This window comes from Streptomyces sp. NPDC127197, assembly GCF_042672405.1.
In the GTDB taxonomy this organism is placed as follows: domain Bacteria; phylum Actinomycetota; class Actinomycetes; order Streptomycetales; family Streptomycetaceae; genus Streptomyces; species Streptomyces flavusporus.
In genome coordinates this window covers 1-24096 of record NZ_JBHXVG010000060.1, presented here as the reverse complement: position 1 = coordinate 24096, position 24096 = coordinate 1, and the positions used below count along the sequence as shown (strand labels likewise).

19 protein-coding genes and 1 pseudogene are annotated in these 24096 nt (G+C 71.3%); 11 read left to right on the top strand and 9 right to left on the bottom strand.

Annotated elements, in window-relative coordinates; genetic code table 11:
- Positions 1–57: 57 nt before the first annotated feature.
- The 4 genes from dnaG to ACFVJQ_RS42135 form a co-directional block, all read right to left on the bottom strand.
- Positions 58–1956: a DNA primase gene (dnaG, locus tag ACFVJQ_RS42150; protein ID WP_385791010.1), complete on the bottom strand. Its 1899-nt coding sequence runs from the start codon at positions 1954–1956 to the stop codon at positions 58–60.
- A gap of 47 nt (positions 1957–2003) precedes the next feature.
- A complete protein-coding gene (locus ACFVJQ_RS42145; protein WP_224734719.1) occupies positions 2004–3269 on the bottom strand; it encodes an FAD-dependent oxidoreductase in 1266 nt (421 codons plus the stop codon).
- A 134-nt stretch (positions 3270–3403) separates the two neighbouring features.
- The gene (locus tag ACFVJQ_RS42140) at positions 3404–4702 is read right to left on the bottom strand and encodes a deoxyguanosinetriphosphate triphosphohydrolase (protein ID WP_385791009.1); all 1299 of its coding nucleotides are present in this window, start codon (positions 4700–4702) and stop codon (positions 3404–3406) included.
- Positions 4703–4838: 136 nt separating this feature from the next.
- Positions 4839–5741: a sirohydrochlorin chelatase gene (locus ACFVJQ_RS42135; RefSeq protein WP_385791008.1), complete on the bottom strand. Its 903-nt coding sequence runs from the start codon at positions 5739–5741 to the stop codon at positions 4839–4841.
- A gap of 201 nt (positions 5742–5942) precedes the next feature.
- Here ACFVJQ_RS42135 and ACFVJQ_RS42130 point away from each other — a divergent pair, with 201 nt between their 5' ends.
- Positions 5943–6620, top strand: coding sequence for a vancomycin high temperature exclusion protein (locus ACFVJQ_RS42130; RefSeq protein WP_385517368.1), 678 nt, complete (start codon positions 5943–5945; stop codon positions 6618–6620).
- A 103-nt stretch (positions 6621–6723) separates the two neighbouring features.
- Positions 6724–8940: a molybdopterin oxidoreductase family protein gene (locus tag ACFVJQ_RS42125; RefSeq protein ID WP_385791007.1), complete on the top strand. Its 2217-nt coding sequence runs from the start codon at positions 6724–6726 to the stop codon at positions 8938–8940.
- 83 nt (positions 8941–9023) lie between these two features.
- On the opposite strand, the gene ACFVJQ_RS42120 is transcribed toward ACFVJQ_RS42125, so the two are convergent.
- Positions 9024–9440 (bottom strand): gamma-glutamylcyclotransferase family protein, encoded by a 417-nt coding sequence (locus ACFVJQ_RS42120; protein ID WP_385791006.1) that lies wholly within the window; start codon positions 9438–9440, stop codon positions 9024–9026.
- 161 nt (positions 9441–9601) lie between these two features.
- On the opposite strand from ACFVJQ_RS42120, the gene ACFVJQ_RS42115 reads away from it, so the two are divergent.
- Positions 9602–11248, top strand: coding sequence for a M4 family metallopeptidase (locus tag ACFVJQ_RS42115; RefSeq protein ID WP_385791005.1), 1647 nt, complete (start codon positions 9602–9604; stop codon positions 11246–11248).
- 110 nt (positions 11249–11358) lie between these two features.
- On the opposite strand, the pseudogene ACFVJQ_RS42110 reads toward ACFVJQ_RS42115, so the two are convergent.
- Positions 11359–11518 (bottom strand): annotated as a pseudogene (locus ACFVJQ_RS42110) (IS5/IS1182 family transposase); the annotation flags it as partial.
- A 407-nt stretch (positions 11519–11925) separates the two neighbouring features.
- Between ACFVJQ_RS42110 and ACFVJQ_RS42105 the strand changes: the two are divergent.
- Complete coding sequence (locus ACFVJQ_RS42105; protein WP_385517374.1) at positions 11926–12735, top strand: hypothetical protein; 810 nt, start codon at positions 11926–11928, stop codon at positions 12733–12735.
- A gap of 51 nt (positions 12736–12786) precedes the next feature.
- Here the strand turns inward: ACFVJQ_RS42105 and ACFVJQ_RS42100 are convergent, their stop codons facing one another.
- Positions 12787–13311 carry a hypothetical protein gene (locus ACFVJQ_RS42100; protein ID WP_385791004.1) on the bottom strand — a complete coding sequence of 175 codons (525 nt, stop codon included), beginning with the start codon at positions 13309–13311 and terminating at the stop codon, positions 12787–12789.
- Between the two features lie 424 nt (positions 13312–13735).
- On the opposite strand from ACFVJQ_RS42100, the gene ACFVJQ_RS42095 reads away from it, so the two are divergent.
- The 3 genes from ACFVJQ_RS42095 to ACFVJQ_RS42085 all read left to right on the top strand — a co-directional run bounded on the left by ACFVJQ_RS42095 (position 13736) and on the right by ACFVJQ_RS42085 (position 17308).
- Positions 13736–15736 carry a glycosyltransferase family 2 protein gene (locus tag ACFVJQ_RS42095; protein ID WP_385791003.1) on the top strand — a complete coding sequence of 667 codons (2001 nt, stop codon included), beginning with the start codon at positions 13736–13738 and terminating at the stop codon, positions 15734–15736.
- A gap of 310 nt (positions 15737–16046) precedes the next feature.
- Complete coding sequence (locus ACFVJQ_RS42090; RefSeq protein WP_385517380.1) at positions 16047–16571, top strand: hypothetical protein; 525 nt, start codon at positions 16047–16049, stop codon at positions 16569–16571.
- 107 nt (positions 16572–16678) lie between these two features.
- Positions 16679–17308: a class F sortase gene (locus ACFVJQ_RS42085; protein WP_385791002.1), complete on the top strand. Its 630-nt coding sequence runs from the start codon at positions 16679–16681 to the stop codon at positions 17306–17308.
- 6 nt (positions 17309–17314) lie between these two features.
- On the opposite strand, the gene ACFVJQ_RS42080 is transcribed toward ACFVJQ_RS42085, so the two are convergent.
- On the bottom strand, positions 17315–17680 hold the full coding sequence (locus tag ACFVJQ_RS42080; protein ID WP_385517383.1) for a winged helix-turn-helix transcriptional regulator: 366 nt from the start codon (positions 17678–17680) through the stop codon (positions 17315–17317).
- A gap of 107 nt (positions 17681–17787) precedes the next feature.
- Between ACFVJQ_RS42080 and ACFVJQ_RS42075 the strand changes: the two genes are divergently transcribed.
- A complete protein-coding gene (locus tag ACFVJQ_RS42075; protein WP_385791001.1) occupies positions 17788–18669 on the top strand; it encodes an NAD(P)-dependent oxidoreductase in 882 nt (293 codons plus the stop codon).
- 61 nt (positions 18670–18730) lie between these two features.
- Here ACFVJQ_RS42075 and ACFVJQ_RS42070 read toward each other — a convergent pair whose 3' ends face one another.
- Positions 18731–19513 (bottom strand): sulfite exporter TauE/SafE family protein, encoded by a 783-nt coding sequence (locus tag ACFVJQ_RS42070; RefSeq protein ID WP_385517386.1) that lies wholly within the window; start codon positions 19511–19513, stop codon positions 18731–18733.
- A 306-nt stretch (positions 19514–19819) separates the two neighbouring features.
- On the opposite strand from ACFVJQ_RS42070, the gene ACFVJQ_RS42065 reads away from it, so the two are divergent.
- Genes ACFVJQ_RS42065 through nirD form a run of 3 tightly spaced genes read left to right on the top strand, consistent with a single transcriptional unit; the run spans position 19820 to position 23987 of the window.
- Entirely contained in the window at positions 19820–21034 is a 1215-nt protein-coding gene (locus tag ACFVJQ_RS42065) for an NAD(P)/FAD-dependent oxidoreductase (protein ID WP_224738482.1), read from the top strand.
- The gene (gene nirB / locus ACFVJQ_RS42060) at positions 21034–23640 is read left to right on the top strand and encodes a nitrite reductase large subunit NirB (RefSeq protein ID WP_385791000.1); all 2607 of its coding nucleotides are present in this window, start codon (positions 21034–21036) and stop codon (positions 23638–23640) included. The genes ACFVJQ_RS42065 and nirB overlap by 1 nt, the downstream gene beginning before the upstream one ends.
- Positions 23637–23987: a nitrite reductase small subunit NirD gene (gene nirD / locus ACFVJQ_RS42055; RefSeq protein WP_385517391.1), complete on the top strand. Its 351-nt coding sequence runs from the start codon at positions 23637–23639 to the stop codon at positions 23985–23987. Before nirB ends, nirD begins: the two co-directional genes overlap by 4 nt.
- The last annotated feature ends 109 nt before the right edge of the window (positions 23988–24096 follow it).

The following is a 24096-nucleotide window of genomic DNA, read 5'->3' as shown; positions in this document are numbered from 1 at the left end:
CGGTGACTTTTTGCGTCCGGGCAGTGACCGGACGGAGACAGCACCCGCGCGGCGGCCTCAGAGGGCGGCGGCGCCCCGCTCCCGCAACGCCTGGCCGTACTGCTGGAGTACCCACAACTCGTTCTGTACAGCGGCCAGTTGAGCCGGGTCGCCGTTCGTGCCGAGGCGGGTCAGGGCGGACTGGATGTCCTGGATACGGCGGTCGACGGCGCGGCGGCGGACCATGACGAGCTGGTCTCCGGCGTACACCTCGTCGACCGTGCGGCGCATGATCGCCTCGACCGCGAGTTCCGTGACCATGGCACGGACCCGGTCGTCGGGCGCCGCCTCGCGGACGCGGATCAGGTACTCCTGCGGGTCCTGTACGCCGTACTCGGCGCCGCCCGCGTCCAGGATGGCCTGGCGTACGGCGGCGTACGGCGGGGCGGTGAACTCGTCGACGCCGTATGCGTCGAAGGCCGGGGAGACCAACTCCGGGCGCTGGAGTGCGAGTTTGAGGAGTTCGCGTTCCGTGGCGTAGACCGGGTTGCGCAGGTTCAGGGCCGGTCCGGCGGGCGTCGGGCGGGCCGCCGCTGCCTCGTACTGCCGGGGGGCGCTGGGCGCCGGGCCCTTGCCGCCCCGGTCGCGCGCCCAACGCGCCAGCTGGGCCACGCGTTTGACCACGAACTGTGTGTCGAGGATGCCGAGCATGCCGGCGAGCTGGACGGCGACCTCGTGCTGGGCGCCGCTGTTCTTGATGCGGGCGACGATGGGGGCCGCCTCGTCGAGCGCGGCAGCCCGGCCCGCGGGGGTGTCGAGGTCGTAGCGGCCGACGATCTGACGGAGGGCGAACTCGAAGAGCGGGGTGCGGGGTTCGGCCAGGTCGGCGACCGCGTCGTCGCCCTTCGCCAGGCGCAGGTCGCAGGGGTCCATGCCGTCGGGGGCGATCGCGATGTACGTCTCGGCGGCGAACTTCTGGTCGTCCTCGAAGGCCCGCAGCGCCGCCTTCTGGCCGGCCGCGTCGCCGTCGAAGGTGAAGATCACCCGGGCCGATCCGTTGTCCATCAGCAGCCGGCGGAGGATCTTGATGTGGTCGCCGCCGAAGGCCGTACCGCAGGTCGCGATGGCGGTCGTGACGCCGGCGAGGTGGCAGGCCATGACGTCGGTGTAGCCCTCGACCACGACCGCGCGGGACGTCTTGGCGATGTCCTTCTTCGCCAGGTCGATGCCGTAGAGGACCTGGGACTTCTTGTAGATCGCGGTTTCGGGGGTGTTGAGGTACTTCGGCCCGTTGTCCGCTTCGTACAGCTTGCGCGCGCCGAAGCCGACCACCTCGCCGCCGATGTCGCGGATCGGCCACATCAGGCGGCCGCGGAAGCGGTCGATGGGGCCGCGGCGGCCCTCTTGGGCCAGGCCGGAGAGGAGCAGTTCCTTGTCGGTGAAGCCCTTGCCGCGCAGATAGCGGGTGAGGTGGTCCCAGCCCTGGGGGCTGTAGCCGACGCCGAAGTGGACGGCGGCGGCCTGGTCGAAGCCGCGGTCGGCGAGGAAGACCCGGCCGGTCTCCGCCTCGGGACTGGTGGCGAGTTGCTCCGCGTACCACTCCGCGGCGATCTTGTGGGCCTCGACCAGGCGGATGCGTTCGCCGCGCTGGTGGGCGGGGTTGTAGCCGCCCTCCTCGTAGCGCAGGGTGATGCCGGCCTGGGCGGCGAGGCGCTCGACCGCCTCCGAGAAGGAGAGGTGGTCGACCTTCATCACGAACGTGATGGTGTCGCCGCCCTCCTGGCAGCCGAAGCAGTGGAAGAGTCCCTTGCTGGGGCTGACCTGGAAGGACGGCGACTTCTCGTCGTGGAACGGGCACAGCCCCTTGAGGTTGCCGCCGCCCGCGTTGCGCAGCTGGAGGTACTCGGACACCACGGCGTCGATCGGGACCGCGTCCCGTACCGCCTTCACGTCCTCGTCGTTGATCCGTCCTGCCACGCGTGAATTCTACGGGGACGGTAGGACAGTCCCGCTCCTGCCGACGGCTACGGGATGAGGCTGTCCAGCGCCACGTGCGGGTCTGCCAGCGCCTCCGTGTCCACCTGGGCCCGGGAGCGGATCAGCTGCTGGATCGGGTCTGTGACGTCCCACACGTTCATGTTCATCCCGGCCAGCACACGCCCCTCCTGCACCCAGAACGCGATGAACTCCCGCTTCCCGGCGTCCCCCCGGATCACCACCTGGTCGTACGAGCCCGGGGGTGCCCAGCCCGAGTACTCCATGCCCATGTCGTACTGGTCGGAGAAGAAATAGGGCACACGGTCGTACGTGATGTCCTGGCCGAGCATCGCCCGTGCCGCCGCCGGTCCGCCGTTGAGGGCGTTGGCCCAGTGCTCCACGCGCAGCCGGCGGCCGAAGAGGGCGTGCGGGAAGGCGGCGGCGTCACCGGCGGCGTAGATGTCGGGGTCGGAGGTGCGCAGACGCTCGTCGACCGCGATGCCCCCGCCCTGTGCACGGTCGGCGAGCTCCAGCCCCGCCGCCTCCGCGAGCGCGACCCGCGGGGCCGCGCCGATCGCGGCGAGGACGTCGTGGGCCGGGTGCTCGTCCCCGTCGTCCGTACGGGCCGCCAGCACCATGCCGTCCTGGCCGACGATCTCCGTCAGCCGGACGCCGAACCGGAAACGGACGCCGTGCTCACGGTGCAGCTCGGCGAAGAGGGCACCGAGCTCGGGGCCGAGGACTCCGTGCAGCGGGGTCTGCTCCTGTTCGACGACGGTGACCTCGGCGCCGTACTCGCGCGCCGCCGCCGCGACCTCCAGGCCGATCCAGCCGGCGCCGGCGATCACGATGTGGCCGTTGTCCCGGCCGAGGGCGGCGAGGACGCCCTTGAGCCGCTCGGCGTGGGCGAGGCGGCGCAGGTGGTGGACGCCGGCGAGGTCGGTGCCGGGGATGTCCAGGCGGCGCGGCTCGGCTCCCGTGGCCAGCAGCAGCTTGTCGTAGCGGACGACGGTGCCGTCCTCGCCGAAGCGGACCGTCTTCGCCGTACGGTCGACGGCGTCGACGGTCTGGCCGAGGTGCAGCTCGATGTCGTTGCGCGCGTACCAGGCCGGTTCGTGCACGAAGACGCTGTCGCGCTCCTCCTTGCCGAGCAGATAGCCCTTGGACAGTGGCGGACGTTCGTACGGGTGGTCGCGCTCGTCGCAGATCAGTATCACGCGGCCGCTGAAGCCCTCCGCGCGGAGTGTCTCGGCCGCCTTCGCGCCGGCGAGTCCCCCGCCGACGATGACGAATGTCTGATCCGCGTCGACCACTTGATGCCTCCTCTTAAACGTGCCGCCACATGCGAGCGTCCCGCACGGAGCCGGGCGCGGGAAGAGGGGGTGACCCGATCAGGCCACGGAGGGTCACCTTCGGGTCCCTCCCGGTCCCCCCTGTCACATCAGTCTCACAAGTGACCTGTCAGCCTTACGTGAAGCGACCGGGCCGAGACGTCCGTCAGGGACGCGATCTGGTCGACGATCACCCGCTTGCGGGCGCGGTCGTCGGGAGCCTGGTCGAACAGGGCGCGGAACTGTGGGTCCAGTCCGTCGGGGGCGCGGGCGGTGAGCGCCTCGGCCAGTTCGGCGACGACGACCCGCTGGTCGGCGCGGAGCCGGGTCTGCTCGGCGCGCTGCATGACGTACCGGTCGGCGACGGCCTTCAGCACGGCGCATTCCATGCGGGTCTCGCGCGGGACGACCAGTTCGGCGGTGTACCGGGTGAGCCGACCGCCGCCGTACGCCGCGCGGGTGGCAGCCTCGGCGGCCAGGCAGAAGCGGCCGATGAGCTGGCTGGTGGCGTCCTTCAGACGGGCCTGGGCGACGGCCGAACCGTCGTAGCCGTGCGGCCACCACTCCTCGTCGAGGAGCCGGTCGAGGGCCGCGGCCAGTTCGGCGGGGTCGGTGTCGGCGGGGACGTACCGGCCGATGGCGACCTCGAACACCGCCTGCCGTTCGGGCTCGGCGTGCAGGCAGTTGGGGTCGAGGTGGCCGGCGTGCAGGCCGTCCTCGACGTCGTGCACCGAGTACGCCACGTCGTCCGACCAGTCCATGACCTGGGCCTCGAAGCAGATGCGGGTGCCGGGGGCCTCCTTGCGGGCCCAGTCGAACACCGGGCGGTCGTCCTCGTACACACCGAACTTCCGGGACGCCGGGTCGGTGGGGTGGGCGCCGCGCGGCCACGGGTACTTGGTGGCGGCGTCGAGGGCGGCGCGGGTGAGGTTGAGGCCGACGGAGCCCTCCGGGGTGAACCGTTTGGGTTCGATGCGGGTGAGGAGCCTCAGGGACTGGGCGTTGCCCTCGAAGCCGCCGCAGTCGTGGGCGAACTCGTTGAGTGCCTCTTCGCCGTTGTGGCCGAAGGGGGGGTGGCCAAGGTCGTGGGAGAGGCAGGCGGCCTCCACCAGGTCGGGGTCGCAGCCGAGGGCGGCGCCGAGCTCGCGGCCGACCTGGGCGCATTCGAGGGAATGGGTGAGGCGGGTGCGGGGGCTGGGGTCCCAGGCCTGACTGCTGGTCCCGCCGGGGGTCACCACCTGGGTTTTGCCGGCGAGCCTTCGCAGGGCGGCGGAGTGGAGGATGCGGGCGCGGTCGCGTTGGAAGGCGGTGCGGCCGGGGCGTTTGTCTTTTTCGGGGGCCCAGCGTTCGACTGACGTCGGGTCGTAGCCGGGGGGTGGGATGTGGTTCTCGTGTTGCTGGGGTGCGCCTGCCATGTCTCGACAGTAAGTGGAGGAGGGGGGTTGTGTGCGCCTACTCGTCTGCCGGGATTCGTCGTCTTGCGAGTGCCGGCTCGTTGTGGTTTCTCGCGCCCACGCGGCGGAGCCGCATTGTCGATACAGCCCCGCGCCCCTAGCCTGCTGATGCCAGCGCCGGTTCCGTGGTTGCCGTCGTCGCCAGCGTCTGGTCGTAGCGGTGCAGGATCAGGTGGGCCATCAGTGGGTGGGCGCCCAGGGGGGCCGCGGTGATTCCCGGGATTGCGTCGGCGCACTCCTGGGCGAAGCGGCCCGGAGCCGTGAAGTAGGACGCCAGGGCTATACGGGTGCGGCCGCGGGACGTGAGGATGCGTACGGCCTCCGGGACCGTCGGGGTGGCGGCCGAGGCGTAGGCCGGGAGGACCGGGACCCCCAGGCGGTCGGCGAGGAGGTGGGCCGTGTGGCCGGTGTCGAGGGCCGCGTCGGGGTCGCGGGAGCCTGCGGCGGCCAGGACGACGGCGCTCTCCCGGCGCTCCGCCTCGGTCATGGTCGTGGGCCAGCCCGCCTCGACCAGGCGTGTGTACAGGGTCTCCACCAGGAGGGGGTGCGGGCCCAGTGGGGCAGCCACCTGTGTGCGGGCGCGGGCCGCGGCGGCCATGTCGGGGATGTCCTGTTTGATGTGGTAGCCGCGGCTGAGGAGGAGGGGAACGAGGATCGCCTCGCTGTCGCCGAGGGCGGCCAGCGTGTCGGGCAGCAGGGGCTCGTTCAGCTCGATGTGGCCGAGGTGGACGGGCAGGCCGGGGCGCAGCTCGCGGACACGTTCGATGAGTGTGTGCACCGTGGCGAGGGTGCGCGGGTCGCGGCTGCCGTGCGCCACGAGGACGAGCGCGGGCCGCGCGGGGCGGGGCGTGCCGTCGCGCGAGACGAGGCTGAGTCGGCTGGCGAGCCGGGTGCTGATCCGGTTCATGATCTGCGCCGTACTGTCGAGGTGGACGCCACCGGACAGCGGGCTGCCGGGGCGGTGGTCGGACTCGTCGTGAAGCGGAAGCGACGCCGTCATGAACCGATCGTGGCGCTACGACGTTGCCGTGCCGTTGCGTGAGCGTCACGGGTCTTTTCCGCAGGTTCACCGTGCGGTCCCCCAGGTGTGTGAGGCGGCCCGACCTGCGGTTTCATCGGGTTGGCGTGAGACTGGTCACGCAACCTGAGCACCTGCGGCGGCGTCTTTTCCTGTCGCAGCCGACCGAGAGGGCCTCCCGACATGCGCATCCGCCGACCGCGTCTGCCGCGCACCCGTACCGGGCAGCGCCGGCTGGTGCAGGCGCTGATGGCCCTGTGCGTGCTCGCGCTGCTGCCGTCGGCCTGGATGCACGTCGCGACCGGCGACCGGCTGCGCAGCACGGCGGACGCGCCCCGCACCGACGTGGCCGTGGTCTTCGGTGCGGGCCTGTGGAACGGCGAGCCGTCCCCGTACCTCGCCCACCGCCTGGACGCGGCGGCCGAGCTGTACCGTGCGGGCCGGGTCGAGGTCGTTCTGGTGACCGGCGACAACAGCCGCGAGGACTACGACGAGCCGGACGCCATGCGTTCGTATCTGACCCGGCACGGCGTCCCGGACGCCCGGATCGTCAGCGACTACGCGGGCTTCGACACCTGGGACTCCTGCGTGCGCGCCAGGAAGATCTTCGGCGTCGAGGAGGCCGTGCTGATCAGCCAGGGCTTCCACATCCGGCGGGCGGTCGCGCTGTGCGAGGCGGCGGGGGTGACGTCGTACGGCGTCGGGGTGGACGAGCGGCACGACGGGACCTGGTACTACGGGGGCGTGCGGGAGATCGTCGCGGCGGGCAAGGCGGCCCTGGACGCCGTGTTCCAGCCGGATCCCCGGTTCCTCGGGCCGACCGAACCGGGGGTGGAGCGGGCGCTCGCGGAGGCTCGGTGACCTGCTCCTCACGGCGCCCGCGCGGCGGCGGGGAGGTCAGCTTCGCGGCCGTGTAACAAAGGGCCGTCACGGCACGTAACACGGCCGAAGCACGCTGAACGGCATGAACAGCACCTCGACGCCCACCCACTGCCCGTACTGCGCCCTGCAGTGCGGGATGAACCTGACGCCCTCGCCGGACGGGGGCGTCGAGGTGTCGGAGCGCGCCGACTTCCCGGTGAACCGGGGCGCGCTGTGCGGCAAGGGCCGTACGGCGCCGGCGGTGCTGTCATCGAGCGTCCGCCTCACTTCGCCGCTGGTGCGCGAGGGGGGCTCCCTGGTGCCCGCGACCTGGGCTCAGGCGCTGGACCGGATCGCCGACGGACTGTCCTCGATCCGTTCCGCGCACGGGCCGGACGCACTCGGCGTCTTCGGCGGGGGCGGGCTGACGAACGAGAAGGCGTACACGCTCGGCAAGTTCGCGCGGATCGTGCTCGGCACCTCGCAGATCGACTACAACGGGCGCTTCTGCATGTCGTCGGCCGCCGCGGCCGGCATGAAGGCGTTCGGGCTGGACCGCGGGCTGCCGTTCCCGCTGGAGGACATCCCGAAGACGGGATGCGTGATCCTCGTCGGGTCCAACCCCGCGGAGACCATGCCGCCCGCGCTGCGCTACTTCACCGAGCTGAAGGAGAACGGCGGCACGCTGATCGTCGTCGACCCGCGCCGGACGAGGACCGCCGAGCAGGCCGACCTGCACCTCGCGCCGCGGCCGGGCACGGATCTCGCACTGGCGCTGGGGCTGCTGCACCTGGTCGTCGCCGAGGGCCGCACCGACGAGGAGTACATCCGGGAGCGCACGACCGGCTGGGAGGACGCGCGGGCCGCCGCGATGGCGCACTGGCCGGAGCAGGTGGAGCGGATCACCGGCGTGTCCGTTCCCGAACTACGGGAAGCCGTACGGCTGTTCTGCACGCCGGAGAACGCGATGGTGCTCACCGCGCGCGGGCCTGAGCAGCAGTCCAAGGGCACGGACACGGTGGGCGCGTGGATCAACCTGTGCCTGGCGACCGGCCGCGCGGGCCGGCCCCTGTCCGGCTACGGCTGTCTGACCGGGCAGGGCAACGGGCAGGGCGGGCGCGAACACGGCCAGAAGGCCGACCAGTTGCCCGGCTACCGCAAGCTGACCGACCCGGCGGCCCGACGGCACGTGGCCGAGGTGTGGGGCGTCGACCCGGACTCGCTTCCGGGGCCGGGGCGCAGCGCGTACGAGCTGCTGGACGCGCTGGGTACGGACATCCGGGCGCTGCTGCTGATGGGCTCCAACCCGGTGGTGTCGGCGCCGCGCGCCGCCCACGTGGAGGAGCGGATCAAGTCCCTTGATTTCCTTGCCGTGTGCGATGTCGTGCTGTCGGAGACGGCCGCCCTCGCGGACGTCGTACTGCCGGTGACACAGTGGGCGGAGGAGACCGGCACGACGACCAACCTCGAGGGCCGGGTGCTGCTGCGGCGCCGGGCGATCACCCCGCCGGAGGGCGTCCGCAGCGACCTGGAGGTCATGCACGAACTGGCTGCCCGGCTCGGGGTGGAGAAGGGCTTCCCGACCGACCCCGAGGAGGTCTTCGAGGAGCTGCGCCGGGCCAGCGCGGGCGGGCCCGCGGACTACTCCGGGATCACCTATCGCAGGCTGGCGGAGGAGAACGGGGTGTTCTGGCCGTGTCCGGCGGTTCCCGACGGGGCGGAGGACCGCGCGGGCGCGGCGCCGGCGTCCGGCGAGGACGCGGCGCTCGCTGTGGCGCCGGACGACGGCGAGGACGCGGCGCTGGACGTGCTGCCCGACGATCCGGCTGCACAGGACGGCACCGGCGCTGAGGTCCATCCCGGCACCCCGCGCCTCTTCCTCGACCGGTTCGCCACGGAGGACGGGCGGGCCCGGTTCGCGCCCGTCTCGCACCGGGCGGTCGCCGAGGAACCCGACGCCGAGTACCCCGTGCTGCTGACGACCGGGCGGGTCGTGGCGCAGTACCAGTCCGGCGCCCAGACCCGGCGGGTCGACGAGCTGAACGCCGCCGCGCCCGGCCCGTTCGTGGAGCTGCATCCGCGGCTGGCGGAGCGGCTGGGCGCGGCCGAGGGCGACCCGGTGGCGGTCGTGTCCCGGCGGGGCCGGGCGGTGGCGCCGGCGCGGATCACCGCGTCCATCCGGCCGGACACCGTTTTCATGCCGTTCCACTGGCCGGGCGAGGGCCGCGCCAACACGCTCACCAACCCTGCGCTGGACCCGACCTCGCGGATGCCGGAGTTCAAGGCGTGTGCGGTGCGGGTGGAGGCCGTGAAGGCGTAGCGGCGTACGCTCACCGTCTGTTCAACGGGCCCACCGCGCACGGCGGGGGCCCGTCAGTCAATCACCGGGAAAGTCCTGCCAGTTCACCGGCGCCGTGCCCGCCAGTCGCCGCCCTCGACGAGCTTGCCGCGGGCCCGTAGCCGGGCGGCGACGGCGGGTGCGGCGACGTATACCCAGGCGCGGACCGCCGCCCCGTCGGCATCCCGGACGACCTCGCGTTCGACCCGCTCGTAGAGGCTGCGCGGGTCGCCCGGCATGTACTCCTCCAACCGGTCGAGGGCGGCGAGGAGTTCGTCGTAGGCCTCGGGCCGCGCGGTGACCAGTTCGCCGCTCACCGCTCCTCTCGGCTCCTCCACGGCGTACGGATAGCCCGGGCCGTCGTACAGCACCGCGCCGGTGAGGCGGCCGGGTTCCTCGGCGCTCGTACGGCCGCGCAGGAAGAGGTCGTGGTTGGGCTCGCCGGGGCGGAGGGTGCCGTAGACGAAGAACGGGAGTCTCACTCTTTCCCACCTGCACGAGAGCGCTACCGAAGCCTTGCAGGAACGATTCTCACCCCTCACACGGCCTCCTGTAATTGCTCTGGACACGCCATGTCATGACCCCTTAAATCTCGGTCAAGATCAGCGCCACCCCCCACTCAGGCGCCTTTTCAAGGAGACCGATGAGCCGGATACGGCATGTCCGACGTTCCCGTCCTGCCACCGCCGGTGTGGCCGCAACCGCCGCCATCCTGCTCGCCGCGGCACTCTCCCCCGGCGCCGGCGCAGCCGACCGGCCGATCCGCGCGGCGGCGATCGAGAACGGGGCGCGGGCCCTCGCCGACCACGCGGCGAGCCTGGGTCTCACCGCCGCCCAGGACACCGAGGTCCGGGACGTCGTCATCGACCAGGACGGCACCCAGCATGTGCGCTACGACCGCACGTACCGTCAACTCCCGGTTCTCGGCGGCGATTTCGTCATCCACCTGGCACCGGACGGCACCTACCGCGGCGCGAACCGCGCGACCCGCACCCCCCTCTCCCTGACCGGCATCACCCCCGCCCTGTCCGCCCCGAAGGCGGCCGACCGCGCGGCGAACGCCCTGCGCGCCAGGCACCTCGGTGAGACGCTGAAGCGGCTGACGGCCAAGCCGGAGCTGGTCGTCGACGCCCTGCACGGCTCACCGAAGCTGGCGTGGCGCACGAACGCGGTGGCACTGGACGCGCAGGGCAACCCGGTCGCCCGCACGGTACTGACGGACGCCCGCACCGGCGCGCAGATCGACGCCTGGGACACGCTGGAGTCGGCCACCGGTGACGGGCGTTCGCTGTACGGCGGGACGGTGCCGCTGTCGACGACGTCGACGGGATCGGCGTACGAACTGAAGGACCCGACGCGCGGCAACACGTACACCGGTGATGCGGCCGGCCAGGTGGACCTGTGCCTGCTCGGCACCCTCTGCCTGACCCGCGCCCCCGCCACGGTCTTCAAGGACGCGGACAACCACTGGGGCGACGGCACGACGACGGACCGCGCCTCGGCCGCCGTGGACGCGCAGTACGGCACGGACGTGACCTGGGACTACTTCAAGGACGTACACGGCCGCAACGGCATCGCGGGCGACGGCAAGGGCTCGTACAACCGCGTGCACTACGGCACCCGCTACAACAACGCCTTCTGGGACGACACCTGCTTCTGCATGACGTACGGCGACGGTGACGGGACGCAGATGGGGCCACTGGTCTCCCTGGACGTCGCCGGGCACGAGATGTCCCACGGCGTGACGTCGAAGACGGCCGCGCTGACGTACTCCGGCGAGTCGGGCGGGCTGAACGAGGCGACGTCCGACATCTTCGGCACGCTGGTGGAGTTCCACGCCGACAACGCGAACGACGTGGGCGACTGGCTGATCGGCGAGAAGATCGTCCGGTCCGGCTTCGGCCGGTCGGCGCTGCGGTACATGGACAAGCCGTCCAAGGACGGTGTCTCCGTGGACTGCTGGAGCAGCTCGGCTGCCGACCTGGACGTCCACTACAACTCCGGCATCGGCAACCACTTCGCGTACCTCCTGGCAGAGGGCAGCGGCGCCAAGACCATCAACGGCGTCGCCCACAACTCCCCCACCTGCGACGGCTCGACGGTCACCGGGATCGGGCGCGGCGCGCTGGGGGCGATCTGGTACCGGGCGCTGACGGTCTACATGACGTCGTCGACGGACTACGCGGGGGCGCGGACGGCGACGTTGAACGCGGCGCGGGATCTTTATGGGGCGGGGAGCACGGAGTACGACGCCGTGGCGGCGGCCTGGAGTGCGGTGAACGTGGGCTGACCCGAGCATGCGTTTGGCCGGCCGCCTCGGAGGGTTCCGGGGCGGTCGGCTTCATCCGGGCATGGGGTTCACGCCACGGAGATCAGTCTGACCACGGTCACGGTCAGTACGGCCAGGTGGACCTTGGTGCTCAGACCGCCGCGGGAGCGTCCGAGCGCGTGGTCGGCCGGCTCATTGCGGCCTGCCGCCCCTTTTTAGTGCTCCGGCAGCGTGTTGATGGGCCCGCACGACCGTGGAGTCCACCGATACGGTCCAGCCGATGTCGTCATCGGCGTCTGCCGTCGTCTGGTACGTCGCGGTGGTGCCGTTGTGGGACGCCAGGCGCTTGGTCGTGGTCACGTCTCCCTTGGTGGGGGCCGCGCCCGACGTGGTGGCGCCGTCGTAGTAGGTCAGGTCGTCGGAGATGACCTGGGTCTTGCGGTTGGGGCTGGTGTCGCAGTCGCCGGAGGCTTTCTCCACCCGTGACACGTACGCTTACATGTGCAGGGTGGGGCTGTCTGCGTACTCGGTGCGGGTGCACTGGTCGTCGGCGATACCGACTTCACCCTGGTCGTTGACCTCCTTGGCCCGCCCGGTCGCGGAATCGTACGTCGCCTCCGAGCGGGTGTTTCGCCACAGACCACCGGTGCCACCCGTGAGCGCGATGTGCGTGTTGGTGGACGGTCTACAGTGGCGAAATGCCCCTGCCTGCCGACCGGATCGCCCTGGACCTGCTCGATGCGCACCTGGAGGCGCTATGGGACGGAACGGACCTCCCGCTCCCGCAGGGTCCGGTCCGTCTTGCGGCTGAAGGAGGAAGCGAGCTCGTCCACTGGGCCCTCGACCAGCTCCGGCGCATCCCCTGCGAGCCGAAGGACGCCTTTGCCCGCCAAGTCGGCGGTCTGCTGATGGAGTTCCGCTCCCGTCGCTGTCCCTGGAACGCGGCGGCGCTGCGGCTGCTCGACGACACGTACACCTTCGTGGCTACCGGCCCTCGGTGCTACGAGGACTGGGCGCACGACGTCCGCGCCGTGCTGCACCGGTCGGTCCCCGACCCCCGGGGCTGGGTCCGGCTGGACCAGGACCGCATCAACGCCGCCCGCCACACGATGCCTGCCTACCCCTTCGACCCCCCGGACGCATCAGAGTTGCCCGGACGCCTTTACCCCCTGGAGGCGGAGGCGGCGGTCGCCGCGCTCGCCATCATGGCCGAGGAGTGGCAGTCGGAACCTGCCCCCGTCCGCTCCCGCCCGGACCGGGACGCCGTGCTGGCGGATGCCCGAACCCTGCTCGACCGGTACGGGCCCGCCTCGCGCTACTGGACCAACGCGACGACCGCCGCCTCCGACCCGGCCCCGGACTTCCTCGCAGCGGGCCTCCAGGGCACTGAATCCCATAGTTTCCTCACCTCCGAGTACCTCGACGGCCTCTACTTCTTCGAGGACCTGGGCCTGATCGCGGTGACCGACGACGAGGTGGGCGTCTTCTGGTCGTTCGGGGCGTACTGAAGACGTTCGCATCGGAAGCAAGGCCAGCCGCCGGGTGCCTCCCGTTCTCGGTCAGGCGGTGCGGCAGAACACCGCTGGGCCGGCGGGTGCCGCGGCGCGGGCCACGGCCGCGTGCACGGGACGGGCGGTGGGGACGGTGGCCGCGACCTGCGAGTGGTTCCGCGCGAAGACGACGAGGCGCAGCACCGCGAACCGCGCGACACCGGCGAGTGCGGAGGCGGACAGGTAGACGACCTGCTCGAGCAACGAACCGGGTGCCGCCACCAGTTGCTGCAGGACAAGCATCGCCACGCTGGTCACCGTGTACGCGGCCGCCGCGGACCCGGCCGACTGCGCATGCTGACGCCAGGTCGCGCGACCGCCTGCGCCGAAGGTGAAGCGGGCGTGCAGCTCGGTTGCGAGGAGCGTGGAAAGCGCGGTGACCAGGGCGTTGGCCAGGCCCCAGGGAATCCAGGAGGCGAGGGCCGCCACGGCGAAGCTGGAGGCGAGCCCCACTCCGCCGCCGCAGAGCACGAAGCGGGTGAAGGCGGTGAAGGCACCGGGTGCCGCCTGCTGCCGACTCTGCGCTGCCTCCATGATCCGCCCCCTTTGATCGCTCACTCCGTGAAACGCGCACCTCTCGACCTGTGAGGCCTTCGGCCCGTTGTTTCTCATGACGGAAACGCTACGTTGCGTTCATGAATACGGCAACGAAGTTGTTGCACATCACGCCTGTTATCACAGGTAGATACCGAGAAATCGTTGCAATGACTTGGGGGTAACGCAACGGGCTGAACCTGGCTCGTTGCAATGGGTTGAGGGTGAACGCTATACCGCCGGCATCGGGATCCAGGGAGTCGGCCCCAGCGGACGCGATGAACCGGCCTTCACCCGGAGGTCACTGGGCAGTTGCCAATGGTTCATGCTATCTTCACAGCTCCTCTGGCACCTTCCCTCAGGCATTTGGGTTTTCTTCCCCTGGCCTTATGAAACGTGCCCCGCATTTCTGGAGAGCGTGACGATGACCGGCCCCACCGTTTCGGTGATTATCGCCGCGTATAATGCAATGCCCTATCTGACGCGTTGCATTTCCTCTGCCGCCGAGCAAAGCATCGGCCGGGACGCGTTGGAAATCATCGCCGTGAACGATGGCTCGACCGACGGTACGGCGGCCGAACTCGAGCGGCTGGCCGATGAGTATCCGGGGCTGCTGCGCGTCATCCACCAGGCCAACTCGGGTGGCCCGTCGGTGCCACGTAACGTGGGGCTCGATCACGCCCGAGGCCGCTTCGTTTTCTTCCTGGACGCCGATGACCACCTCGGTCCGGAAGCCCTGGAACGCATGGTCGCGATGGCCGAGAAGAACGGCACCGACATTGTGCTCGGCAAAATGGTCGGCGTCGGCGGACGGCGACCGCCCACCTCGATGTTCCGCCGCAATCAGCCGAAGACCGACGTCTTCTCGTCCCGCGTGTACTGGACGCTCAACCCCATGAAGCTGTTCCGCCGGGAACTGCTGGAGCGGCACAACCTGCGCTTCCCCGCCGACCTGTCCATCGGCGAGGACCAGCTGTTCGTGGGCGCTGCCTACCTCCACGCCAGGGGTGTCTCCGTACTGGCCGACTACGACTGCGTGTTCTGGGTGCAGCGCGAGGACGAGAGCAACATCACCATGCAGACCAGGGGCTCCGAACCCCGCCTGCGGTTCCTGCCGCGCGTGGTCGACATGATCCTCGAGAACGTGCCGCCCGGCCCTGCACGCGACCACCTGGCCCACCGGCATCTGACCATCGAGGTTCAGCAGATCCTGCGCGGTCACCTCACCCATGACAACCGCGCGGGCCAACACAAGACGCTGCAGCGGCTCGCCGAGATCATCGAACCGCTGTGGCACGACGGGATGAACGAGCGCCTCTCGGCGATGGCCCGGCTGCGGCTGCACCTGGTGCGCCACCGCATGCTCGACGAACTCCTCGAACTCATCGCCTTCGAGGAAACGCTGGCGAAGAGCAGTGTGGCCACGCCCCTCCTCGTCGAGGGCGGGCGGGCGCTGGCTCGCTATCCGTTCCTGCGCGACCCGGCGCGCGCCGTCCCCGACATCTGCTACGACGTCACCGCCCAGCTCGGCACCCGCCACCAGGTGACCCGGGCCGAGTTGGACGGCACAACGCTGCACCTGGCCGGCCACGCCTACCTTCACCGGGTGGAGACTCGCGAGGTGACCACCGAACTCGTCCTGCGCGAACGCGACCGGGGGACGGAATACCGGCTGCCCGTGGTCCACACGGCGACTCCCGGGCTCGGCGCCGACGAGGACGAGGGCCACTACACGTACGAGCGCGCCGGGTTCGAGGCGAGTGTCGACATCACCACGGCCGCCGACGGCAGGCCGCTGGACGACGGCCTGTGGGACATCTCCGTCGCGATCGGTGCCCAGGGCCTGTCCCGCGAGGTCCGCATCGGCAGCAAGCGGGCCGCCGCCGTCTCCGGAAAGCCGAGCACACACGTCGCCGCCGTGGCCGGAAGCCTCCGGGCGATCACGCTCTACACGACCAAGCCGCACGGCAACTTCACCCTCGACCTCGGTGAGAACAAGCACGAGGTTCTGCCGCACCTGAGCCTGAACGGCGCCCGTTGGGCCGAGGACGTACCGACCGAGCTGGAACTCACCGGACGGTGCACGCTCTCCGCGTATCCGGCCTCCGCCCTGACCATCACCCTCGACGACGGGCAGGGCGGCACCGGGCCCGCGTTCCCCGTCCGTCACGTCTCGGGCGACGGGACCTTCACGGTACGGATTCCGGTCACCGCTCTCCCCGCCGGTCTGTGGCGTGGCGAGCTCCGTCTCGGTCGATGGGTACTGCCTCTCCCCGCGCCGGCCAAGGACATGGCCCCTGCCAAGTGGCGCCGTCGCGGCCTGCCCTGGTACGCAAAGCCCTCCCCCACCGCCGACGAGCACTTCGCACTGCACGTCGCGAAGACCGACCTCGTGCGAGCCGTGGCCCAACGCATCAAGCGCTGAGCATCAGGCTGCATACGGCCGCCGCTCCCCTGCCCCCGCAGCGCCCGCCCCCCCCCACCACCAAACCGGCTGATCCGGCATCGCGGGGCTCGTCACCCATTCACACCTCCACCGGACGCCCTTCGGGTGCTTTCCGCCGAGCGCCTGCCGCACGCCTGTGACCTGCTGAAACGGCGCCCACCACCCCTCGCGGACGCCTCCGGCGACACCCATTCATCGTATTTTCTGACAGGCGCTCAGGAAGCGGGCTCGCCCCGGTGCGGATTTCCTCGGAAGTGCAGGGGCCCGATGAGCTCGAAGGAGCATGCCGATGCGACGTACCGCCCGTCTGCTGACCGGTACCGCGCTCGCCGTCGCCGCCGCGGGCGCGCCGTCCGCGGTGGCGTACGGCGCGGAAGGCGGCCGGCTCGAGGTGTATCCCTCGACCGTGGTGCCGGGCCACGACGTCACCGTGAACACCTCGGCCTGCGGCGACGACGGTACGGCGGAGGGGGACGCCACCGCGGTCGGCGCCGGGACCTTCACGCTTGCCCCCGGCACCGACGAGGACGAGGGCGACGACATCGGACGCTTCCGGGTGCCGCCGAGCGCGCAGCCGGGGACGTACGAGATCGTCGTGAAGTGCACCCAGGGCGCCTCGGAGGTCCGCGCCGACCTGGTGGTCATCCTCTCCGCCGCCGGTCAGGCGTACCCGCGGGGAAGTGTGAAGACGGGGGTCGGCGGCGCCCTGGGCCCCGACCCCGTACAGACCGCGGCCGGCGTTGCGGCTCTCGCTGTCGCCGCTGCGGGCGGTACCTGGCTCCTGCATCGCCGGGCGAGAGGCGACGGGATCTGACGGACACCCTCCGCCGTCCGTCCGCCGGTACCGCAAAGTCCCCGCCCCCTCCGGGTCCGATGCCCCTCGCGGCCCGGAGGGGGAACGGGTCAGGCCAGGAGGCTCGTGTGCGCATAGTCGAGAACCCGGGGAACGCCGCGATAGCGGCCGTCACCACCGTCGCCCTCTTCACCGGTGTGTGGCTGCTGAGCAGCGGCGCCCGGACGAACGCCCCGCCGCAGCCGTCGGCCGCCCAGGCGCACACCGGCCAGGCCGTACGGCAGCCCGCGGCGCCCGCGCTGCCGCCGTCGCCGCCGGACCGTATCCGCATCCCCGCGATCCGGGTGGACGCGCCCCTGACGGGTCTGGGGCTGAACAGGACCGGCAACCTGGAGGCGCCGCCCACCGCGCCCAGGAACCTCGCCGGCTGGTACGAGGCCGGCACCACGCCCGGCGAGCGGGGCACCGCCATCGTCGCCGGCCATGTCGACAACACCGACGGCCCCGCCGTCTTCTACCGGCTCGGCGCCCTGAAACGGGGCAGCACCATCGAGGTGGACCGGCGGGACGGCAGCGTCGCGCGGTTCAGCGTGGACGCGGTCGAGGTGTACGACGCGAAGGATTTCCCCGACAAGAAGGTGTACGGCGCGGCGCCCCGGCCCGAGCTGCGCGTGATCACCTGCGGCGGAACCTACTCGCGCAGCACCGGCTACCAGGGGAACGTCGTCGTCTTCGCGCATCTGACCGGGAGCAGCTGAGCCGGCTCAGGGTATGGGCTCCGGCGTCACGGTCTCCGGTGTCACGCCGCCCAGGACGTTCGCCTTGCCCCACGCGCCGAGTGGTTCGAGCGCCGTGTTGAGGGAAACGCCGCGGGGCGTCAGCGAGTACTCCACCCGAGGCGGCACCTCCTCGTACTCCTCCCGGTGCACGATGCCGTCCGCCTCCAGCTCCCGCAGCTGCGCGGCAAGCACCTTCTCCGTCACCCCGGGAAGCTCGCGGCGCAGCTCACCGAAGCGGTGCCGCCGCACGGACAGCGCCCACAGGATGAGCACCTTCCACTTCCCGCCGATCACCTCCATCGCCGCGTCGATCCCGCACTCGTACGAGCCCGGCCGTCGTCCGTTCGCCATCACCCGACACCCCGTCCTCCCGCTGCCTGCATGCTTCCCCCGGAGTAACCACCCACTCGGAAGTACGTACTTGAGCAGGCCGATCCTCTTCGACGAGTCTGAACGCCATGACCGACAACGCCTCTTCCCGCACCCCGCTCACCCTCCTCGGCACCGGCACCATGGGCACCGCCCTGGTCCGCGCCTGGCTCGCCGCCGGGCATCCCGTGACCGTCTGGAACCGGACCCCCGCCCGCGCCGAGGCGCTCGCCGCCGAGGGAGCCACGGTCGCTGCGAGCGCCGCGCAGGCCGTGGCCGCCAACCGGCTGGTCGTGGCCTGCCTGCTCGACGACACGTCGGTCGGGGAGGCCCTGTCCGACGCCGACCTGTCCGGGCGCGACCTGGTCAACCTCACCACCGGAACGCCCGCCCAGGGCCGCGCCCGCGCCGCCTGGGCAAAGGCGCGCGGCGCCCGTTTCCTGGACGCCGGGATCATGGCCGTACCGCCGATGATCGGCAGCCCGGCCAGCGGGGCGTTCGTCTTCTACAGCGGTTCCGCGGCCCTCTTCGAGGAGCGCCGGGACGTCCTCGCGGTTCCCGCCGACACCCGCTACGTCGGCACGGACCCGGGGTTCGCCGCGCTGCACGACGTGGCCCTGCTCAGCGCCATGTACGGGATGTTCGCCGGGGTGACGCACGCCTTCGCGCTGATCCGCCGGGAGGACATCGCGCCCAGGGACTTCGCCCCGCTGCTCGTGTCGTGGCTCACCGCGATGGCGCCCGCCGCGCTGGAGACCGCCGACAGGCTGGAGAGCGGCGACTACACCAAGAACGTCGTCTCCAACCTCGCCATGCAGGTCGCGGGAAACGCGACGTTCCTGCGCACGGCCGAGGAGCAGGGCGTGAGCCAGGAGCTGCTGAAGCCGTACCTCGACCTGATGGAGCGCCGCCTCGCGGACGGCCACGGCGACGAGGACACCACGGGAGTGGTCGATCTCCTCGCTCGTTGATCACGTGGCAGGGCAGCATGATCCGCCGCTCCATCATCCGGCGCACGATGCCTGATATGCCCTATGCCACCCACTGCTCGTACGCCAGGTTCGCCACCAGCGCGAACACCACCGTGAGCAGCACGATCCGGACGAAACCGCTGCCCCTCTTCAGCGCGGTGTGCGCGCCGAGCGTTCCGCCGGCGAGGTTGAACACGGCCATCAGCCCCGCCAGCTGCCACAGCACCGCGCCCTGCCAGGCGAACATCGCCAGCGCACCCGCATTGGTGCAGCAGTTGACGATCTTGGCGGTGGCCGAGGCGGTGACCAGGTCGAGGTGCAGGACGGCGGTGAGGGCCAGCACCAGGAACGTACCGGTGCCGGGGCCGATGAGCCCGTCGTAGAAACCGATGCCGAGGCCCGCGAGGCCGATCGCCGCGAGGACGCGGCGGCGGCTGACCGGGCCCGGTTTCGGGGCCGTGCCGAACGCGGGCTTGAGGATCACGAAAGCGGCGACGCCGAGCAGCACCACCATGATCACCGGCTTGAGCACGTCCGTGCTCATCCCGGCCGCGAGGAACGCCCCGCCCGATGATCCCGCCAGCGCCGCGAGCCCGATGCGTACGGCCGTGCGCACGTCGACGGGTGCCTTGCGGGCGTACGTCACGGCCGCGCCCGTCGTACCGACGATGGCGACCGCCTTGTTGGTGCCGAGCGCGGACGCCGCCGGGGTGCCGGCCGGGAGCCCGAGCAGCAGCACGGGGAGCAGCAGCAGACCGCCCCCGCCGACCACGGCATCGATCCAGCCGGCCGCGAGGGCGGCGAGGCACAGGAGGACAACCATGGTCAGGGATATGTCGGGCATGATCGGGACCCTATGGACGGGGCGGTTGTAGCGTCCACAGATTTCGCGGGTACCGGCGATCTTCTGAGGCTCTTCTGAGGTTCGGGCCGCGGGCACCGACATCTTCAGCGCGCCCGCATCCCCCGTACACGATGGGGCCTGCACGCAAACCCGGGTTCGGCCTGTCCCACCCTCCCGGCCTCACAGCCCACCCCGGCCCCTCCCCGGCAACCCTCACATCCACCCCCCACTCCCGCTGAGGGCAGAGTTCCCCGCGTGAAACAGACGTGATGCGGCCGGGTAACACCCGCCCCGCACGCTCAGAGCATGACCTCGAATACGCGTGTGGTGGTGATCGGCGCCGGCCTCGCGGGCGTACGGCTCGCCCGGCGGCTCGGTGAGCTCGGCACGCCCGCGCTGCTCGTCGGCGAGGAGGAGCACCGGCCGTACAACCGGGTCCTGCTCGCCGAGGTGCTGGCCGGACGGTACAGCCCGGAGGTGATCTCCCTCCCGGCGCCCGCGGAGCTGACCCGTGCCCGGGTGACCGATATCGACCGTGACGGGCGGACCGTTCGCTGTGCGGACGGCTCGGAGATCGCATACGACACGCTGGTCCTGGCCACCGGCTCCAACCCGGTCCTGCCGCCCCTGCGCGGCCTGTTCACCCCGGACCACGTCCTGCCCGAGGGCGTCCACGCGTTCCGCACCATGGACGACTGCCTGGGCCTGTCCAAGGCGGTACGGCCGGGTGTGCGGGCGGTCGTCATCGGCGGCGGCCTCCTCGGGGTCTCCGCGGCCCGCGCCCTCGCCGTACGCGGGGCGCAGGTCGTTCTCGCCCAGCAGTCCGAGCGGCTCATGGAGCGCCAGCTCGACCCGGCCGCGTCCAAGCTCGTCAAGCGGCACCTGACCGACCTGGGCGTCGAGGTGCACACCGAGTGCCGGGTACGGGACGTACGCGTCGTCGGCGGCGCCGTCCGCTCCGTGGAGATGGCCGACGGGTACGCCCTCGACGCCGACCTCGTGGTTCTGGCCTGCGGCGTCCGCCCCCGCGCGGGCCTCGCCAAGGCCGCCGGGCTCGCCGTGCACAAGGGCGTCCTCGTCGACGACGAACTGCGTACGTCCGACCCGCACATCCGGGCCATCGGCGACTGCGCCCAGCACGACGGCACCGTGTACGGACTGGCCACTCCCGCCCTCGAACAGGCCGACGCGCTCGCCCTGTCGCTGGCCGGCGACGCGGCCGCCCGCTACACCGGCACCCGTTCCCTCACCCGCCTCACCCTCGCCGGTCAGGCCCCCTTCGACCTCGCCGCGTTCGGCGAGACGGAACCCCGCCCCGGCGACGACGTCGTGCAGCTCGCCGACGCCACCCGGGGCACCTACCGCAAGGTCGTCGTCCGCGACGACCGCCTGGTCGGCGGGGTCCTCGTCGGCGAACTCGGCACCGTCGGCGCGCTCGCCCGCGCCTGGGAGGGAGCAGAGCCGCTCCCGTCCGACGGCGGCCCCCTGCTCCACCTGCTCACCAACGATGGAGGCTCCTGATGTCCACGACCCCCACGATCGTGCTCGTCGGCCATGGCATGGTCGGCCAGCGCTTCCTCGAAGCGCTCGCCGAGCGCGGCCTGACCGCCACGCACCGCGTGGTCGTGCTGTGCGAGGAGCCGCGTCCCGCCTATGACCGCGTCCAGCTGACCTCGTACTTCTCGGGCAGGACCCCGGACGATCTGTCCATGACGGACATGGAGTTCATCGAGAAGCACTCGATCGAGCTGTACGTCGGCGACCCGGCCGAGACCATCGACCGCGAGGCCCGCAAGGTCACCGCCCGGTCGGGGAACGTCTTCGAGTACGACACCCTGGTCCTGGCCACCGGCTCGTACCCGTTCGTCCCGCCGGTCCCCGGCAAGGACGCCGCGGGCTGCTTCGTCTACCGCACGATCGAGGACCTCCTCGCCATCGAGGAGTACGCCAAGTCCAAGGCGACGACCGGTGCGGTGGTCGGCGGCGGGCTGCTCGGCCTGGAGGCCGCGGGTGCGCTCAAGGGGCTCGGGCTGTCCACCCACATCGTGGAGTTCGCGCCGCGTCTGATGCCGGTGCAGGTGGACGACGGCGGTGGCGCGGCCCTGCTGCGCACCATCGAGGACATGGGCCTGACCGTCCACACCGGCACGGGCACCCAGGAGATCGTCGCCGACGCCTCGGGCGCCGTGGCCGGCATGAAGCTGTCCGACGGCTCCGAACTCGCCGTCGACATGGTGGTGTTCAGCGCCGGCGTCCGCCCCCGCGACCAGCTGGCCCGCGACTGCGGCCTCACGGTCGGCGAGCGCGGCGGCATCACCGTCGACGAGCAGTGCCGCACGGTCACCGACCCGCATGTGTTCGCGATCGGCGAGTGCGCGCAGGCGGCGGACGGCCGGGTGTACGGCCTGGTCGCCCCCGGTTACGAGCAGGCCGAGACCGTGGCCGCCACGATCGCCGCGGACGAGGCGTCCTTCACCGGCGCCGACCTGTCCACTAAGCTGAAGCTGCTCGGCGTCGACGTGGCGTCCTTCGGCGACGCGCACGGCACGGCCGACGACTGCCTGGACGTCGTCTACTCCGACTCCCGCGCGGGCCTGTACAAGAAGCTGGTCATCGGCCGCGACGGCACGCTGCTCGGCGGCATCCTGGTCGGCGACGCGGAGGCGTACGGCACGCTGAAGGCCTTCACCGGCTCGGTCCCGCCGGTCTCGCCCGAGTCGCTGGTGCTGCCGGCCGGTGCCGGGGCCCCGGCGCAGCTCGGCCCGTCCGCGCTGCCGGACGAGGCGATCATCTGCTCCTGCAACAACGTCACCAAGGGGACGATCCGCGGCGCGGTCACCGAGCACAAGTGCAGCACCGTGCCCGAGGTGAAGAAGTGCACCAAGGCCGGTACGACGTGCGGCAGTTGCGTCAAGGTCCTCGGCCAGCTCATCAACGCCGAGCTGGAGGCCAGCGGCGTCGAGGTCGACAAGGGCCTGTGCGGCTGCTTCTCGCAGACCCGCGAGGAGCTGTACGAGATCGTCCTGGCCCTGCGCATCACCTCGTACCAGGACCTCCTCGACCGTCACGGCCGTGAGGGCGCCCGGGGCGGCGACGGCTGCGAGACCTGCAAGCCTGCCGTCGCCTCGATCATCGCCTCCCTCGCACCGACGATCGGCGCGAACGGCTACGTCCTGGAGGGCGAGCAGGCATCCCTGCAGGACACCAACGACCACTTTCTGGCCAACCTCCAGAAGAACGGCTCGTACTCCGTCGTCCCTCGTATCCCCGGCGGTGAGATCGCCCCGGAGAAACTGATCGTGATCGGCGAGATCGCCCGCGACTTCGGCCTCTATACGAAGATCACCGGCGGTCAGCGCATCGACATGTTCGGCGCCCGCGTCGAGCAACTCCCGCTGATCTGGGCACGGTTGGTGGACGCCGGCTTCGAGTCCGGGCACGCGTACGGCAAGTCGCTGCGCACGGTGAAGTCCTGCGTGGGCCAGACCTGGTGCCGCTACGGCGTCCAGGACTCCGTCCGTATGGCGATCGACCTGGAGCTGCGCTACCGGGGCCTGCGCTCCCCGCACAAGCTGAAGTCGGCGGTGTCGGGCTGCGCCCGTGAGTGCGCCGAGGCCCAGTCGAAGGACTTCGGCGTGATCGCCACCTCCAACGGCTGGAACCTGTACGTCGGCGGCAACGGCGGCGCCACCCCGCGCCACGCGGACCTGCTGGCCCAGGACCTGTCCGACGCCGAGCTGATCCGCCTGATCGACCGGTTCCTGATGTTCTACATCCGCACCGCCGACCGCCTCGAGCGCACGTCGACCTGGCTGGAGCGGATCCCCGGCGGCCTGGACCACGTACGGGATGTGGTCGTCCACGACTCCCTCGGCATCTGCGACGAGCTGGAGAAGCTGATGGCGGCGCACGTCTCGCACTACCGCGACGAGTGGTCCGAGACCATCAACGACCCCGAGAAGCTGGCCCGGTTCGTCTCCTTCGTGAACGCGCCCGACACCCCCGACCCGGTCGTCGGCTTCGTCCCCGAACGCGACCAGATGAAGCCGGACCTGCCGCTGCTGTCGATCGGCATGCGGCCCACGGAATCCAAGGAAGCCGCCCTGGAAGGAAGCGCCCAGCGATGACCCTGGCACCCGAGACGACCGACCTCAAGGTCCAGCTTCAGCTGGCCGACAGCTGGTTCACGGTCTGCGACCTGAACAGGCTGCTCCCCGGCCGCGGAGTGGCGGCCCTGCTGCCGGACGGCCGCCAGGTGGCCCTGTTCCGCGACCGCAAGGGCGAGCTCTACGCCATCGACAACCGCGACCCGTTCAGCGGCGCGGCGGTCCTCTCCCGCGGCCTCACCGGAACGCACCAGGGCCGCCCGTTCGTCGCCTCCCCGCTGCTGAAGCAGCGCTTCGACCTGGTCTCCGGGCAGTGCCTGGACGACGAGTCGGTGCGGGTGAGGACGTACGAGGTGCGGGCGGCCTGACTCTGCACGAGGGCTCCGCGGGGGGGGGGGGGGGGGCCGGCCGCCCCGGCGCCCCGCCCGGCGGGGTGTAACAAAAAAAGACCCCCCCAACACCCCCAGGAAGGGGTTT

Excerpts from the sequence above, each read along its gene's own strand:
- ACFVJQ_RS42115 (WP_385791005.1), top strand. The coding sequence starts at position 9,602 with ATGAGCCGGATACGGCATGTCCGACGTTCCCGTCCTGCCACCGCCGGT.
- ACFVJQ_RS42075 (WP_385791001.1), top strand. The coding sequence starts at position 17,788 with ATGACCGACAACGCCTCTTCCCGCACCCCGCTCACCCTCCTCGGCACC.
- ACFVJQ_RS42095 (WP_385791003.1), top strand. The coding sequence starts at position 13,736 with ATGACCGGCCCCACCGTTTCGGTGATTATCGCCGCGTATAATGCAATG.
- nirB (WP_385791000.1), top strand. The coding sequence starts at position 21,034 with ATGTCCACGACCCCCACGATCGTGCTCGTCGGCCATGGCATGGTCGGC.
- ACFVJQ_RS42135 (WP_385791008.1), bottom strand. The coding sequence starts at position 5,741 with ATGACGGCGTCGCTTCCGCTTCACGACGAGTCCGACCACCGCCCCGGC.
- ACFVJQ_RS42070 (WP_385517386.1), bottom strand. The coding sequence starts at position 19,513 with ATGCCCGACATATCCCTGACCATGGTTGTCCTCCTGTGCCTCGCCGCC.
- ACFVJQ_RS42140 (WP_385791009.1), bottom strand. The coding sequence starts at position 4,702 with ATGGCAGGCGCACCCCAGCAACACGAGAACCACATCCCACCCCCCGGC.
- ACFVJQ_RS42080 (WP_385517383.1), bottom strand. The coding sequence starts at position 17,680 with ATGGCGAACGGACGACGGCCGGGCTCGTACGAGTGCGGGATCGACGCG.
- ACFVJQ_RS42090 (WP_385517380.1), top strand. The coding sequence starts at position 16,047 with ATGCGACGTACCGCCCGTCTGCTGACCGGTACCGCGCTCGCCGTCGCC.
- ACFVJQ_RS42100 (WP_385791004.1), bottom strand. The coding sequence starts at position 13,311 with ATGGAGGCAGCGCAGAGTCGGCAGCAGGCGGCACCCGGTGCCTTCACC.
- nirD (WP_385517391.1), top strand. The coding sequence starts at position 23,637 with ATGACCCTGGCACCCGAGACGACCGACCTCAAGGTCCAGCTTCAGCTG.
- ACFVJQ_RS42125 (WP_385791007.1), top strand. The coding sequence starts at position 6,724 with ATGAACAGCACCTCGACGCCCACCCACTGCCCGTACTGCGCCCTGCAG.
- ACFVJQ_RS42105 (WP_385517374.1), top strand. The coding sequence starts at position 11,926 with ATGCCCCTGCCTGCCGACCGGATCGCCCTGGACCTGCTCGATGCGCAC.
- ACFVJQ_RS42130 (WP_385517368.1), top strand. The coding sequence starts at position 5,943 with ATGCGCATCCGCCGACCGCGTCTGCCGCGCACCCGTACCGGGCAGCGC.
- ACFVJQ_RS42065 (WP_224738482.1), top strand. The coding sequence starts at position 19,820 with ATGACCTCGAATACGCGTGTGGTGGTGATCGGCGCCGGCCTCGCGGGC.